The organism is Shewanella goraebulensis, assembly GCF_030252245.1.
Taxonomy (GTDB): domain Bacteria; phylum Pseudomonadota; class Gammaproteobacteria; order Enterobacterales; family Shewanellaceae; genus Shewanella; species Shewanella goraebulensis.
On sequence record NZ_CP126972.1, the window covers coordinates 484,038 to 499,949 of the forward strand.

Genomic DNA, 15,912 nt, shown 5'->3' on the forward strand with positions numbered 1-15,912 from the left:
AAACCTTAGAACTGCTTAATCGTTCTGTAGTCCTGCTAATCCGGATGTAAAGTACGCCGATTAAGGTTCTTGGGTATCGTTGTCAATTGGGAGAAGTACCATGAAACTAGATCGGCGAACCTTTATCAAAGGCGCAGGAGCTGGCACAGCAGGTTGTGCATTGGCTGCGCTGCCAGGCTCGATTGCCGCCTTGGGCAGTGTCTCAGTAAAAGGCAGTGAAACATCAATCGCAAGTAGCTGCGAGATGTGTTCTACCCGCTGTCCTATCTCTGCACGTGTTGTTAACGGCAAAAACGTCTCTATCTTAGGGAATAAAAAAGCCAAATCTTTTGGCGGGGCAGTGTGTGCCCGTGGTGGCGCAGGTCATAGTTTACTTTACGATAAGCAGCGTATTGTTAAGCCGCTTAAGCGAGTTGGTGAACGTGGCGAAGGCAAATGGGCTGAAATCGAATGGGATGAAGCTTACCGTCTTATTGCTGAAAACCTCAATAAAATTAAAGCCAAACATGGCGCTGAGTCAGTCGCATTCTCATCGAAATCTGGCTCACTCGAAGGTCACCTTTTCCATCTTGCTAAAACCTTTGGCAGCCCAAATACCTTTACTCACGCATCGACTTGTCCAGCTGGTTATGTGGTCGCGGCTAAAGCCATATTCGGTGGCAAAATAAAGCGTGATTTAAGTAACTCAAAGTACATCATCAACTTTGGCCATAACTTGTATGAAGGCATTAATATGTCTGAAACCCGTGGCATGATGAATGCGCAAATGGAAAAGGGCGCCAAGCTTGTGGTATTTGAACCACGCTTTTCTATTGTGGCTGACAAAGCCGATGAGTGGTACGCCATTAAACCAGGTACAGATGTAGCGGTTGCCTTGGCGATTTGTCATACCCTGATTAATGATGATTTATACGATAAAGACTTCGTCGCACAATACGTTGAAGGCTTTGATGAGTTTGCCAAAGAAGTCAAAAACTACACGCCTGAGTGGGCTGAAGCCATCAGTGATGTGCCTGCTGAAGATATTCGCCGCATTACTCACGAGTATGCTGCAGCCGCGCCTCACGCATTAGTTGACTTCGGTCACCGTTCATCTTTCACAACCGAAGAATTTGAAATGCGCCGCGCACTTTATGCTGCCAACGTATTGGTGGGCAATATTGAACGTAAAGGCGGGCTATATTTCGGTAAGAAAGCCTCTAGCTACAATAAATATGCGGGTGAAAAAGTAGCGCCAACCTTGTCTAAGCCTGGCGTTAAAGATTTACCAAAAATTGATGCTAAACGCATTGATATGGTGGATGAACAGTATTCATTACTCTGGTCATCTGGGGGAATATACCAAACTATTTTAGATGCCACATTAGAAGCAGTGCCTTATCAATTGCACGGCTGGGTAATGAGTCGAACTAACCCAATGCAAACCATGACTGATAGAGCACGAATTGTTGAATCTATGCAGAAACTGGATTTCGTTGTGGCCTGTGATTTATACATCACTGAAAGCGCAGCTTATGCTGATGTGTTCCTTCCTGAATCGACTTACCTTGAACGTGATGAAGAGATCAAAGATAAGTCAGGTAAAAACCCGGCTTACTATGTGCGTCAGCGGGTGGTCGATACCATTGGCGATACCAAGCCAAGCTGGCAGATCTGGAAAGAGGTGGCTGACAAGTTAGGTCTAGGTGAATACTTCCCTTGGGAAAATATGCAGACCTTGCAAATGTTCCAAGTGAACAAAGATGTCAGCTTATTAGACAAAATTAAAAACGATGGTTGGGTGAGTTACGGCAAGCCACTAATGCTACGTGAGCCAGGCATGGTGAACACCTTTGTTGCTGAGTATCCTAATGCTATCTCACCAGATGAAGATAAAACCTATGCAAGCCACCTGAGCTTCAAAACACCATCAGGCAAGATTGAATTAAGTTCGAATAAAGTTGAGAAAATGGCGCCTGGACGTGGTGTGATTAAATATCGCGAAGTCACGATGAAAAAAGCCGATGAGCTGTTTTTCATTCAAGGCAAGGTCGCTGTGCATACCAACGGTGCGACTCAAAATGTACCAATGCTTGCTAGCTTAATGTCAGATAACGCACTGTGGATCCATCCGATTACAGCGGGACATATGGGGATTTCGAGCGGCGATAAAATTCGAATTTATAACGACACAGGCAGTGAAGAAGGTCATGCCCTAGTCACGCCAGGTATTCGCCCTGACACAGTGTTTGCTTATATGGGTTGCGGTTCTAAAAACAAAGAGCTTGCTCGTGCTACTGGTAAAGGTATCCATTGCGGCAACTTACTTCCTCACGTTACGTCTCCGGTTACAGGTATGAACTTACATACTACCGGCGTCAAAATAGCCAAGATTTAATCGGAGTTCATTATGACTAAACGTTATGTCCTTGTGCACGATGAAAACAAGTGCATTGGCTGCCAAGCGTGTAATGTCGCTTGTCGCAGTGAAAATAATGTCCCTGAGTCGGTGACCCGAATTCAGGTAAGAGTCGAAGGGCCTTATGGCAACTTCCCAAACCTTCATTTTAAATACAACCGTGTGTCGTGTGAGCAATGTGAAGATGCACCTTGTGTCAAAGTTTGTCCTACAGGCGCTGCTTACGTGAATGATGACGGCATCGTGTCTATCAATGAAAAGAAATGCGTAGGTTGTTTGTATTGCGTTGCGGCGTGTCCTTACAAAGTGCGCTTTATTAATCCAGAAACCCGAGTGCCTGACAAGTGTGATTTCTGTAAAGAGAGTCGTCTTGCTCGTGGTGAAGATCCTGCTTGTGTCTCAGTATGTCCAACTCAAGCATTGGCTTTTGGTGATGCCAACGATTCAACCTCAGAAGTGAGCCAATTACTGGACACCAAAAATCATTACCAACATAAAGTGAACCTAGGCACAAAGCCAAGAGTTTACCGAATTCCTAGCCGTAAAGGAGGGATCAAAGTATGAATAATATCTGGGGCTCAATGGAGCAATATGATCCAGTCGTCTGGAACTGGATAATCGCTGTTTATTTATTTATGGCAGGTCTATCTGCAGGCTCTATGATGGTGGCAATAGGGCTTAAATGGTACCGGCAAAGTCGTGGATTGCCCACTGAAGGCTTACCCGTTATCAAGGCTGCAGCCATTGTTGGACCGATATCTATCTGTGTTGGTATGGCGCTGTTAATGCTTGATTTGACTAAGCCATTTGAGTTTTATCATATTCTGCTGAATTACAACTTTACTTCGGTAATGGCTTGGGGGGTATTAGCGTTATTGTTTTATATCCCACTGGTGTTCGTATTTTCTGGTTTGATATTTGAAAAGCAACTACTCAGCCTTGCCCCTTGGTTATCAGGCGTAGCTAAAATATGTCGCAAACTTGAAAATAGCCTGAATAAGCTGATTTTTGTACTGGCGATAGGAGTTGGGATCTACACAGGTTTCTTACTTTCAGCATTGATTAGCTATCCCATTTTGAATACGGCGGTTTTACCTGCATTGTTCTTAGCATCAGCGTTGTCTGTGGGATCTGCTGGTAATGTTTTAGTGGCAACCTTATTTTTCAGTAAGAAAGAATCTGACTGTATTGAACAAGTGCATCGCATTGAATACCCTGTGGCATTTAACGAAGCCTTATGTTTGGTATTATTGTTTGTTGGACTTAACTTTTCAGGCCCAGCAGCACAAGCGGCAACGGCGGCGATTACCACAGGTACATGGGCAAGTGTATTTTGGATAGGTGTTGTCGGCTTAGGCTTAGTGGTACCAGTACTGGCTAGCACAATATCACCTAAGTCATGGCGTCATACAAAAGGGTTTTTAATCACGGTTTCTTGTAGCACCATTCTTGGGGTATTAGCCTTACGTCACTTCGTGGTGTATGCAGGGCAAAGTTATATTAGCTAGAACACTGTAAATAAGAAGGTATTGATTCTTGAAGAGTACCAACTTATTCAGCAATTAATAGCATCAATAAAGCCGCTTAACATATACTGTTTAGCGGCTTTATCGTACTCACAATATTTATAGCGTTAGATTATTTCTCACATTAGCTGTGGAAATTGACTCCCGGCGAAAATCACTTATTCCATTATTAATATCAATACTACTATCAGTTTTACATTCCAAGAGCATCACATGTTAATCGAGCATGTTTATTTAGGTTTAAATTTATCCGATGCAATCATGTGCAGTAATGATATAGTCATTTTTATTTAATCATTTGATTCAGATGTTTGAAGAGTATTGATCATGAGTGTTTGTGGCAGTTGCGGATCAATGACTCGCAATAGATAAGCACCAAAATAACATAGAGGGATTTATGATTTATTGGCCGTTAAATAAGAACATTAGGTTGGTCAGCATACTGGCTATGCTGTTGTTATCTGGATGCACTTCGCAGCAAGTGAATACCAAAAGTAGTGTGATGGATTACCTTTATCCAAAGTCCAGCGAAGCAGTAATTACCCCTGCAATCCCTCAGTTAACTCTCCCGTTACGGGTTGGTGTTGCGTTTGTTCCTGCAAGTAAAAGTGATAGCTCATCTCATAACTCTTGGACCGGAAATAGTTATTCTGCAGGGTTATCGGAATCTAAGAAAACCGAAATTTTAGAAAGTGTTGCTAGTAACTTTCGGATGTTGGATTTTGTTAGCAGCATAGAAGTGATCCCCTCTGCGTATTTAACTGCTGGTGGTAGTTTTGCTAATTTGTCTCAAATACAAACTATGTATGGTATTGATGTGATCGCATTGGTTTCTTATGACCAAGTACAGTTCACCGATGAGGGCATATTATCGCTAAGCTATTGGACAATTGTCGGTGCTTACGTGGTATCAGGCGAGAAGAATGATACGAATACCTTGATGGATACAGTTGTCTACGATATCGACAGTAAAATGATGCTATTTAGGGCGCCAGGAACCAGTCAGATATCAGGCAGCTCAACACCTATTAATTTAAGTGAAGAGTTAAGAGCAGATAGTATTCAAGGCTTTGAGCAAGCAGCGGATAGTATGGTTATGAATTTAAACACTCAATTGGATAGCTTTAAAAAGAGAGTTAAAGAAAACCCTGATCAAGTAAAAATAACGCATAGTGAAGGTTATAGTTCTAAAGGTGGCGCACTAGGTTTGTTAGATATAACACTGTTTTTCATAATGATGGTATTTGGATTTAGAAACCGAGTAGGTAGAACATAATCAAAAACAGTACCTAAACCCTAAAGTGTTAAATAATTAGCTTTTCTCAGTGCTTTTACTGAAGTATTGCATGCTGACATGTCCGCTTGTTGAAAGTACAGGCACAAAAAAACCACCAATATAGGTGGTTTTTTTAATGCAGAATAAACGTTAGCTTTTAGCGCGTTTCATTGCAGTGAAGAACTCATCGTTTGTTTTGGTCATTGCCAATTTATCGATAAGGAATTCCATACCTGACACTTCATCCATTGGATTAAGGATTTTACGTAAAATCCACATCTTCTGAAGTTCATCTGGTGTGGTAAGTTTTTCTTCACGACGTGTACCTGAGCGGTTGAAATCAATCGCTGGGAAAACACGTTTTTCAGCTGCTTTACGAGAAAGGTGTAACTCTTGGTTACCAGTACCTTTAAATTCTTCGTAAATGACTTCATCCATTTTAGAACCAGTATCAACTAGTGCTGTTGCGATAATAGTTAAACTGCCACCGTGTTCGATATTACGAGCTGCACCAAAGAAACGCTTTGGACGATGAAGGGCGTTAGCATCAACACCACCGGTAAGTACTTTACCTGATGATGGGATTACAGTGTTGTATGCACGTGCTAGACGAGTGATTGAGTCTAATAAAATCACCACGTCTTTTTTGTGCTCAACTAAACGCTTGGCTTTTTCGATAACCATTTCTGCCACTTGAACGTGACGCGATGCTGGCTCATCGAAAGTAGAAGCAATAACTTCACCTTTAACCATGCGCTGCATTTCGGTTACTTCTTCAGGACGTTCGTCGATTAGCAATACCATTAACACCACTTCTGGGTTGTTATGGGTAATGCTTTGCGCCATGTTTTGCAGTAGTAATGTTTTACCTGCTTTTGGCGGTGCAACGATCAAACCACGTTGACCTTTACCAATCGGAGAACATAAATCCAGAATACGTGAAGTGATGTCTTCAGTAGAACCGTTACCACGTTCCATACGCAGACGGTCTTCAGCATGCAGTGGGGTAAGGTTTTCGAATAAGATTTTAGAGCGAGAATTTTCAGGCTTGTCGAAGTTAACTTCGTTGACTTTTAGCAGAGCAAAATAGCGTTCACCGTCTTTTGGTGGGCGGATTTTACCAAAGATGGTATCACCGGTACGCATATTGAAGCGTCTGATCTGGCTTGGTGAGACATAAATGTCATCTGGGCCAGCTAAGTAAGAACCATCTGAACTTCTTAAAAATCCAAATCCATCTTGGAGGATTTCTAATACACCGCCACCAAAGATATCTTCACCGCTTTTGGCGTGGGCTTTCAGAATGGAGAAAATGATGTCCTGCTTGCGAGCACGGGCCATATTTTCTAATTTCATGCTTTCTGCTAGTGAAACTAGGTCTGATATAGACGTGTCTTTTAATTCAGTTAAATTCATGTTGGGGGTCTTGTATTACGCGACGATGCTTACCGCAATCAATCAAAGGGTATAACAATGTAGAAAAGTGTGATTGATAAGCGAGTAGGAGTTTAGTTGAAAAAATCTGATGAATAAATTAGCACTATATGGACTGGGCGTCCAGAATTTTAGCAAAATAACGGCACAAATTGTTCACATATTGTGCCGATAATCACTTTTCAAGCTTAAAATGCGCAGCTTAGTGGTCTCGTGTAGCCGTTGAGTTAACTATATATTGTGAGTTTATCAACAATAAAGAGCTAACGCTGTTAGCTCTTTATGAATAAAATTCAACTTTTGAAACAGATAAGCTGTGATTCTAATGAGAGGCTTGATTAAGCTTGTGCGTCAATGAACTCTTTTAATTGAGTTTTTGATAATGCACCAACTTTAGTGGCAACTAACTCGCCGCCTTTGAACATTAATAATGTAGGAATGCCACGTACGCCGTACTTAGCAGGTGATACATTATTTTGGTCAACGTTTAGTTTAGCTACAGTAATCTTACCAGCGTACTCTTCAGCTACGTCGTCTAAGATTGGGGCAATCATTTTACAAGGACCACACCATTCAGCCCAGAAGTCTACCAATACAGGCAATTCTGAGTTAATGACGTCATTTTCGAAGCTGTCATCGCTTAGGTATACAATTTTATCGCTCATGTAAATCTCCAGATTTGGCACCATTGCTAGTTTATTAATGGCTTACCATGTATATTGGGGCGGTTAAATAGTTTTCAAGTAAACGTGTGGGCTATTTCAAACGATTGAGTCTTTTTTTGCAACACTTAACGAGTATGCTTGAGCTATGAGCGAAACACATTTATCTACCCAAAAGTTCGCTGACTTCCCTTTGAAACCAGAGGTAATTCAGGCTTTAAACGAAAATGGCTTTGAATTTTGTACGCCAATTCAGGCGTTATCTCTCCCCATTTTATTACAACAAAAAGATATTGCAGGTCAGGCACAAACAGGTACTGGCAAGACAATGGCTTTTTTGGTTGCTACTTTTAATCACCTTTTATCTGTTGCCGTGCCAGAAGGACGACAAGTCAATCAGCCACGTTCTATTATCATGGCGCCGACTCGCGAATTAGCGATTCAGATTGCAAAAGATGCCAAATTACTTGAAAAACATACCGGTCTTAAAGTCGGTATCGTTTATGGCGGTGAAAGTTACGATGTACAGCGTCAAGTGCTTGATGCTGGTGTTGATATCCTTATCGGTACAACAGGTCGTATTATTGATTACGTTCGCCAAGGTGTGATCAGTCTGAACTCTATTCAGGCGGTGGTGCTTGATGAAGCGGATCGCATGTTCGACTTAGGTTTCATTAAAGACATCCGTTTCTTGTTTAGACGTATGCCAGATGCGAAATCACGTTTGAATATGCTTTATTCTGCGACGTTATCGATGAAAGTGCAGGAACTTGCTTACGATCATATGAATGATCCTGAAAAAGTCGAAATTGCACCTGAACAAAAAACATCTAAGAATATTAAAGAAGAAATTTTCTACCCATCAACAGATGACAAAATGCGTTTGTTGTTGACCTTACTTGAAGAAGATTGGCCTGAAAAAGCCATTATTTTCTCAAATACCAAGCACAGTTGTGAAAAGGTATGGTCGTGGTTAGAAGGTGATGGACATCGTGTTGGTTTACTGACGGGTGACGTGCCGCAAAAGAAACGTATTCGTATTCTTGAGCAATTCACTTCAGGTGCACTTGATTTGTTAGTGGCAACTGATGTTGCTGCGCGTGGTCTTCATATCTCTGATGTATCTCATGTATATAACTATGACTTACCAGATGACTGTGAAGATTATGTTCACCGTATTGGTCGTACAGGCCGTGCTGGTCAAAAAGGCGTGTCAGTGAGTTTTGCATGTGAAGAATATGCATTGAACTTACCTGCTATTGAGACATATATTCACCATTCAATTCCGGTGACTAATTACGATCGCGAAGCATTGCTTGATGATTTACCGCCTCCAGTGCGTATTCATCGTAAACACCCAACGACTCGTGGTCGTGATGGTGGTAATCGTAATGGTGCACACCGCAGCGGTGGTCGTCCACCTCAAAGGAATCGCAGACACTCGTAAATGACGTTTTCAGCTACATTACCTTGTTATGCCGCGATAACGCTTGGCTCAAATAGCTTTAATATGTTGGTTGCCCAAACATTGGATGGCCAACCAACGATTATTGCTAAATATAAGCAGAAAGTGCGTTTGGCTGAAGGTATTGGCGAGGATAATCGCTTAGCTGAAGATGTCTTGCAACGTGGCTTAGATTGCTTGCAGATGTTTGCTGACATGCTTGATAAGCATCAAGTGGCTCAGCAACACGTTGCTGTTTTTGCAACCGCTACGCTCCGTGTTATTTCTAATGCTGCAGAATTCCATCAACGTGCGTTACCAATATTGGGGCACCCTATTGAGGTGATTAGCGGTCTGCGTGAAGCAGAGCTCATCTATCAAGGCATGGCAGCTACCACAGAAGGTGATGGTCAGCGTTTAGTGATAGATATTGGCGGCGCAAGTACCGAGTTTATCATTGGTAATGGCAATGAAGTGCTGTTTAAAACCAGCTTAGACTTTGGTTGTGTTCGTTTTAATCAACAGTTTTTCAATCAAGTCCCTCATCAACTTCAGCACTTTGAACAAGCTAAAGCAGCGGTGTCTGATGCGTTGCTTCCTCATAGTGAATTACTTAGAGAGCTAGGTTGGCAAGGCGTGGTTGGTGCCTCTGGTGCGGTTCAGTCCGTGGTTTCGGTACTGAATCATCGTGAGCTGTCTGAAATCATCACCCTTAAAGTGTTGTATCGATTTCGTGAAGAAGTGTTGGCGCAAAAACAGCAATCTTTGCATCATATTCAGGGGCTATCTGAAGAAAAGGCACCGACTTTTGCTTCAGGTATCGCCATATTAATCGCGTTATTTGAATTGCTTGATATTGAGTCGTTAAATTTATCTGGCGGCGCACTTCGAGAAGGGGTGCTGAAAATGTTGGCTGACAGAGTTGAGCTGGGCTAAGATTTGAAAAGTGCTTGTTATGAGCGATCAAAAAAAGGACCTAAATAGGTCCTTTTTTTTGTGGCGTATTTTGATTTACTTAACGATATTCAATAAATCTTGCTCTAAAGTCACTTCTGGTCTTTCAACAATTCGGCCAACTTCTTTATCGTCTTGTTCAACGATAAAGGTAGGAATACGAGAGAACTCATAGTTCGCTGCTAAACCTTCAGGATCAAGCTTGCTGCGATCAACACCAATGTAGGTAACGGTGATATTCGGGTTAGCAACTTCTTCGATTAGCTTCATGAAACGTGGTGTTTCACGATGACAATCAGGGCACCAAGTTCCAATAATCACAACCACATTTGTTGGCGTGGTAATGGCTTTTAATGCTGAGATAGTCGCGGCATCTGTTTGATAGTTTTCAAACTCTTCTGCATACCCTGGTAAATCTTTTTCTAATGCTGAAATTTCAACAATACCTGTGATAATCACTTCTTGTTTCTCCTCGCTACATGTTGCCATGAAGCCTGATTGCTCTTCATCAAACGCACAGCCGCTGCTAGCTAAGGCTGAACCTACAACCAATTGGCTGCTAAAGAAAAGGGCGGTTGTGGCTAATAATGTTTTAACAGTTTTATGCATGATAAAGTCTCATGAAAGAAGAATGCAATAATTCAATCATTTTGACGTAAGTTAGGGAAGTTGAATATGAGCGAGCTGTTAGCTAGATCACTCACAAGGGCAATAATTCAAAGAGAACTTTGAACTTGCCCATAAGTGCGATAAATACTGTTACAGATATAAGAATCTTATTGCATATCATATTCCTGATGCACGGTTTTTATCTTTTTGGGGCAGTTTTTCTGTTGAGAAAATATGCCAAGACTTTTCAATTCCTGATTCTTGCCACTTAGCCACAGCAACCAATCTGTGCTCACGTCCCCTGATGGCTGGTGGGATCATATTATCTTCAAAATACACTTGCGAAGTAATGTTTTGCTTGTTGATCCCTTGCGCCACAATCAAGCGGGTAATTTCTTCAGTGCGCATTTTAGCGAGTTCATGGTTATAGGTATCGCTACCCTCGGGGCTTGTATCACCAATCAAATAAATCTTCGCGTCTGGGTGGTGTTTGACTGCGTTTACCATTTTAGCCAAACGATTCGATTCATACTCAGTCAGTGTGTGTTTATCAAATTCAAACATCACCACACGGCTGGCTTTTTTCTCCACGGTGACGGCATTCTCGCAGCCATCGTTACTGATAACTGAACCGTCAGGAGTCGTTAAGCACAGATCTCGAGCTGTGATAACGCCATCGGCATCGACATCTGTTAAATCACGACTTTGCTGTTCAACCATGGCTGGTTTAGGTGTTTCAATACAGGCTGATAGCATCAATGCCACGAGGCAAAGCGGAAGCATGTTAAGGTGTTTCATATTACTTCTCCTCTTGCCATTGTGTTGGGGTGTCGACTCTAAATGATTCAATGAGTTGACCTGTGGCGTTAATTAATCGATACGATGCAATATGATAATTGTAATAGGCGCTAAGGTAGTTTTTTCTGGCTAAATAAACTTCTACTTTGGCATCTAACACATCAAGAAGTGAACGCCTTCCTAGCTCAAATTGACGTTGATAGCCTTGCTCTGCTTGCACGGCTTGGTCCACATTCACTTGATAAAACTTACGTTGCTGGCCGACAAATTCATAGGCGTTCCAAGCAAGTCGAGTGCCTTCAATTACTTGTTTTTCAGTTTGCTGACGAATTGATTTTGCTTGTTGTACTTGCCAGGCTGCGGCTTCTGCTCGGTCATTGGTTGAACCGCCATTATAGAGGTCATAACTGAGCATTAGCATGGCTCGTGCATCTTCATCAGGCCCTTCAATCCCACCAATGTTGTCATTTTTATTGGCTTGAAGTTCAATTGATAACTTAGGCCAGTAGTCACTTTTTTCTCGCTCATACTGTGACGAAGCAGCTTGAGTATCGTTGATGGCCGCATCAATTTCTGGATGGTTCTTAACGGCTTGCTCTAGTGCCTGCTTGAGTGATGTAGGTACATAATTAAAATCGGGTTTGGCATCATGCAGCTCTGTGGGAAGTTGGCCAACTAGGTCGTAATAACGAGCTTGTAAATCCATTTGCTCATTGCGCGCAGCAAGGTATCCCGATTGGCTTGTTGCTACACGGGCTTTGACTTGCGCGACGTCTGACTCACTACTCAGGCCTTTTGCTTGACGCAAAATAATGTCTTTTAAGATGTCTTCGTGTTCGGCGATATTACGTTCAGCAAGCCCTACTACACGGTTAGACAGCATTAAATTGAGATACACGGTTGCGACATCTAAGCTGAGGTTTTCAGCTTCAGAAATCAGCCCAAAGCGTTCAGCCTCTTGTTCAAATTCGAGGCGGTCAATTTCTGAAGTGGTTCTAAAACCATCAAATAATAGCTGCGACACTTTCACGCCTAACTCGGTGCGATTTAAATCAGTATCGACGCGTTGGCCGCTGTTATAGCGCACCTCTTCATAGCCTACACCACCATACAACTTCACTTGGGGTAAATAGTCTCCTACTGCGGCTTTCTTATAGCGAACAGCAGCTTCAAAGCTAGCGTATTTTTGCTGCAGCCTAGGGTGATGATTTATCGCTTCAGCCACCGATTGTTCTAGCGTCATTGCTTGAACTTGAGTGGACATCACTAAAGCAGAAATGAATAGCAGTTTTTGCATAGTATCCTTACCTTCTGGTACCTTTACGGTTCTCTTAGTGCATTTGCTTTGGCTCGTAATAATGGTTTAAGCCAGTAATTTAAAACTGTTTTTTGACCGGTCAAAATATCTGTAGAAGCTTGCATTCCAGGGATAATTGGCCAGCCATTGAGCTGAGTTTCATCTGTTTTTATGTGCGCCTCATAATAGGTGGTGCCATCTTCTAGTTGCTGGGCATCTGGACTGACATAAATCACCTCACCTTTAATGCCACCATAAATGACAAAATCATAAGCGGTGAATTTCACCATGGCTTGCAGTCCAGTATGGACAAATGCGATGTCCTTAGGCGCTATTTGGCTTTCAATAATCAGTTGATCATCTTGCGGCACTATTTCCATGATAACTTGTCCCGGTTCAACCACTTGACCAGCGGAGCGCACCAGAATATTCGACACGCTACCTGTGACTGGCGTAGTGATTTGGGTGCGTTCGAGCCTATCGGCTAGCGCTTTCATGTTTTCGGTTAACGCTGAGAGTTCGTTACTGGTTTTATTGCGCTCATCAGTCATGCGATTAATAAAATCGAGTGCCACATTGCGACGTTCTGCAACCGCTTGACTGATCGCGGCCTGAAGCTGTCTTTCACTGGCTTGCGAGGCAGATAACTCTCCCTGTAAACGAACTGCGTCTCGCTCAAGTTTTAATAGTTCAAGTTCGGCAACGGCGCCTTCATTAACCGCTTCACGGGTCATACGGATTTCTTGTTTCGCCATGCTAAGACCACTACGTTGAGCCTCGATATTAATATTCACTTCTTCTTTGGCTTGGCGTTTTTGCTCGACGATTTGCGCTGTTTGATCTAATTGCGATATCAGTTGTGAGAGTTGCGATGAGTATATTGCTTGAGCACGACGATTGGCTGAAGGGTCTGCAATCTCAAACTGTTGCGGACTGACTTGCACTTGTGAAAACCATAACGGTTCATTGTCATTGATTTGCACACTTTCAAGTAATGCCTCTAATCGTGTGAGTTGGTTTTTTAAGGCAACGCTATTGAGTCTTGCCTCATGGAATGCTGAGGCAAATCGTAACTCATCTATCACTAATAGAGTCTGTCCCACATTAACGGTATCGCCTTCTTTGACTAAAATTTCTTTTAAGCTGCCGCCATCTAAACTTTCTATTTGCTGAACGGCTGTGGCTGGTACCACTTTGCCTTCGCCAACCACCACCTCTTCTAAGGTGGCGAAGGCAGCCCAAGTAATCGTGGCCAAAAGCAAGGCAACAGTCAGCATGATGACAGTGTTGGCACGTTTTGCCCCTTCAAGGTGTTTGATGTGCATGTTGGCACTCATGATTTCACCTCATTGCTTGTGTGCTGGCGCACATTGACCGCTTTAATTCGGCGCTTACTGGGCTCAATAAATTCACTGGCAGATTTCTCGCCGATTATCGCCCCTTTATCCATCACTATGATGCGATCACAAAGACTCAATACTTTGGGGTTATGGGATGAGATTAACAGGGTGCAATCAGCGGTATTCATTTTCAGGCTACTGATAATTTGTGTTTCACTGCGCTCATCCATGGCGCTTGTTGGTTCATCTAATATCAGTAGTTTTGGTTGTCTGAGTAAAGTACGGCAAAGGGCAATAGCTTGACGTTGTCCGCCCGATAATTGGCGGCCAAATTCACCCACTTGGCTGTTTAAACCACTGCCGAGTCTATCCATTAACTTATCGATACCCGTATTCATCATGGTTTTAGCCAGTAATGCTTCATCCACGTGCTGGAGTCCGTAAAGTAAGTTGTCTAGGACGGTGCCATAAGCTAAACAGGGTTGCTGACTCATATAACCGATATGGTCACGAAGTCGATTAACTGACCATTGTTGCGCTTCGAGTTGATTGTAAAAAAGTTGACCTTCATTTAATTGATACTGCCCTGCAATGAGTGCCAGTAATGTTGATTTTCCCGCACCTGCAGGGCCATAAAAACCGACTTTTTCTCCTGCTTTAATATCAAGGGATATGTCATTAAATGCAGTTAGTGGCTGCTCTGGGTAACTGAAACTTGCGTGTCGTAGATGTAGGCTGCCATTAAATGGAAATTGCGACACACTCATCGATTGCTGCTGGTTTTCTTGGGGTAAAGACAAGATAGATTCAACCGAAGTAATTGCTGAGCGAGTCTGTTGGTATTTTAGTAATAGCATGGCTATTTGGTTGATAGCACTTGAGGCGCGTCCGCTGAGCATGACGATGGCGATAAGCCCGCCCATACTCAAGTTACCCTGATGAATTTGATAAACGCCAGTAATAATTAGGCCAATGGACACTAGCTGCTGACAATTCATCACACTATGGCTTAGGGTATTTGAGCTAATACGGGACTCATTTTGCCAATCTGCAAGACTACTGACGGTTTCATGCCAAATACGTGAGGCTTTAGCTTGACCGTTATTTTGTTTAATTTCGGCTAGCATATTTAGGCTTTCGACTAGATGTGCTTGGCGCTGAGTAGACAGTTTTGATGATTCTTCTATGGTCACTGATAAGCGCTTTTGCATAAAAACACTCAGTAAAATGAGTACGACCATGCAGGTTAATGGCACAAACACCATGACGCCACCTAACCATGCAATTAAGAGTAAAAATAATAGGGTAAAAGGTAAATCCACTGCCGTGACAAGGGTAACTGATGTGATGAAGTCACGAATGCTATCAAATTCTTGTAATTGTTTAGCGAAAGCCCCTGATGATGCAGGGCGGTTTTCAAGCCGCATTCCGACGACTTTTTCAAATAATGTGCTTGAAAGTTTAATATCAACTTGCTTGCCAGCGACGTCAGCAAGACGGGTACGAGCTTGGCGCAGTAACCAGTCAAAAACAATCGCAATAGATGCACCGCTAGCGAGGACCCATAAGGTATCAATGGCTTGGTTGGGCACAACGCGGTCATACACATTCATGGTAAATAATGGTGTGACTAAGGCGAGTAAATTAATGGCCAGAGAACCAATCAGAAAGCTGCCGTAAAACGGTTTTACTTCATCAAATGCGGCTAAAAGCCAATGTCTTTTGGTCTCTTTGTGGTGCTCAGTACCTCGCTCGTCGAGTTGTTCGAGTGGCTTGAGATACCAACACAGGCTGTTTTTTTGAGGAAACTGTTGGCTTAATTGTTTGGGTGAGATTGTTGATTGTTCACCAGCAGCATTGAGTAAGGTAAAACCTGCAGCTTGTTTTTGGGTAATGAGAAAAACCTGTTGATTAGCATCGGTCAGGAGTGCAGGTAGCGCTAAATGCTGGCTATCAATTTTTTGCGAAGCAGCGTCCAAGCTTATTTTGGCCATCGCCGTGGTGAGTTGGAAGGCGATGTCCTTTTGTACGGGCAGTGCCTGCTGCACTTGTTCAGTGCTAATGCTTAAGCCAAAGTGAGCTTTGGCTAATACTAGAATATTAACTAAGGCTTCATGTTGAGCTATATCGGCATGACTGCTATCTGTAACTGACATTGTAATATTGCGTATCCT

The 15,912-nt window shown here is 42.7% G+C and carries 13 protein-coding genes; 6 read left to right on the plus strand and 7 right to left on the minus strand.

What is annotated here, in order from left to right; genetic code table 11:
• The first annotated feature begins 100 nt into the window (after window positions 1-100).
• The 4 genes from phsA (at window position 101) to rhlP (ending at window position 5,200) form a co-directional block, all read left to right on the plus strand.
• Complete coding sequence (phsA, locus tag QPX86_RS02085; RefSeq protein WP_285163962.1) at window positions 101-2,377, plus strand: thiosulfate reductase PhsA; 2,277 nt, start codon at window positions 101-103, stop codon at window positions 2,375-2,377.
• Between the two features lie 12 nt (window positions 2,378-2,389).
• Window positions 2,390-2,962: a 4Fe-4S dicluster domain-containing protein gene (locus QPX86_RS02090; protein ID WP_220753743.1), complete on the plus strand. Its 573-nt coding sequence runs from the start codon at window positions 2,390-2,392 to the stop codon at window positions 2,960-2,962.
• Complete coding sequence (nrfD, locus tag QPX86_RS02095; protein WP_285163963.1) at window positions 2,959-3,906, plus strand: NrfD/PsrC family molybdoenzyme membrane anchor subunit; 948 nt, start codon at window positions 2,959-2,961, stop codon at window positions 3,904-3,906. Before QPX86_RS02090 ends, nrfD begins: the two co-directional genes overlap by 4 nt.
• Before the next feature lie 415 nt (window positions 3,907-4,321).
• Complete coding sequence (gene rhlP / locus QPX86_RS02100) at window positions 4,322-5,200, plus strand: rhombotarget lipoprotein (RefSeq protein ID WP_285163964.1); 879 nt, start codon at window positions 4,322-4,324, stop codon at window positions 5,198-5,200.
• A gap of 150 nt (window positions 5,201-5,350) precedes the next feature.
• Here the strand turns inward: rhlP and rho are convergent, their stop codons facing one another.
• Both rho and trxA read right to left on the minus strand, forming a co-directional pair.
• Window positions 5,351-6,616: a transcription termination factor Rho gene (rho, locus tag QPX86_RS02105; RefSeq protein ID WP_102529368.1), complete on the minus strand. Its 1,266-nt coding sequence runs from the start codon at window positions 6,614-6,616 to the stop codon at window positions 5,351-5,353.
• A gap of 356 nt (window positions 6,617-6,972) precedes the next feature.
• Window positions 6,973-7,299 (minus strand): thioredoxin TrxA, encoded by a 327-nt coding sequence (gene trxA, locus QPX86_RS02110; RefSeq protein ID WP_102529367.1) that lies wholly within the window; start codon window positions 7,297-7,299, stop codon window positions 6,973-6,975.
• A gap of 145 nt (window positions 7,300-7,444) precedes the next feature.
• Here trxA and rhlB point away from each other — a divergent pair, with 145 nt between their 5' ends.
• Window positions 7,445-8,743, plus strand: a complete 1,299-nt coding sequence (gene rhlB / locus QPX86_RS02115; RefSeq protein WP_220753746.1) for an ATP-dependent RNA helicase RhlB — start codon at window positions 7,445-7,447, stop codon at window positions 8,741-8,743.
• A complete protein-coding gene (locus QPX86_RS02120; RefSeq protein ID WP_220753747.1) occupies window positions 8,744-9,676 on the plus strand; it encodes a Ppx/GppA phosphatase family protein in 933 nt (310 codons plus the stop codon).
• Between the two features lie 75 nt (window positions 9,677-9,751).
• On the opposite strand, the gene QPX86_RS02125 is transcribed toward QPX86_RS02120, so the two are convergent.
• The 5 genes from QPX86_RS02125 to QPX86_RS02145 all read right to left on the minus strand — a co-directional run bounded on the left by QPX86_RS02125 (window position 9,752) and on the right by QPX86_RS02145 (window position 15,894).
• Window positions 9,752-10,303: a thioredoxin family protein gene (locus tag QPX86_RS02125; protein ID WP_220753748.1), complete on the minus strand. Its 552-nt coding sequence runs from the start codon at window positions 10,301-10,303 to the stop codon at window positions 9,752-9,754.
• A 177-nt stretch (window positions 10,304-10,480) separates the two neighbouring features.
• On the minus strand, window positions 10,481-11,101 hold the full coding sequence (locus QPX86_RS02130) for an OmpA family protein (RefSeq protein ID WP_285163965.1): 621 nt from the start codon (window positions 11,099-11,101) through the stop codon (window positions 10,481-10,483).
• Between the two features lies 1 nt (window position 11,102).
• Window positions 11,103-12,398: a TolC family outer membrane protein gene (locus tag QPX86_RS02135; RefSeq protein ID WP_285163966.1), complete on the minus strand. Its 1,296-nt coding sequence runs from the start codon at window positions 12,396-12,398 to the stop codon at window positions 11,103-11,105.
• A gap of 23 nt (window positions 12,399-12,421) precedes the next feature.
• On the minus strand, window positions 12,422-13,735 hold the full coding sequence (locus QPX86_RS02140) for an HlyD family type I secretion periplasmic adaptor subunit (protein WP_285163967.1): 1,314 nt from the start codon (window positions 13,733-13,735) through the stop codon (window positions 12,422-12,424).
• Window positions 13,732-15,894: a type I secretion system permease/ATPase gene (locus tag QPX86_RS02145; RefSeq protein ID WP_285163968.1), complete on the minus strand. Its 2,163-nt coding sequence runs from the start codon at window positions 15,892-15,894 to the stop codon at window positions 13,732-13,734. Before QPX86_RS02145 ends, QPX86_RS02140 begins: the two co-directional genes overlap by 4 nt.
• Between the last annotated feature and the right edge of the window lie 18 nt (window positions 15,895-15,912).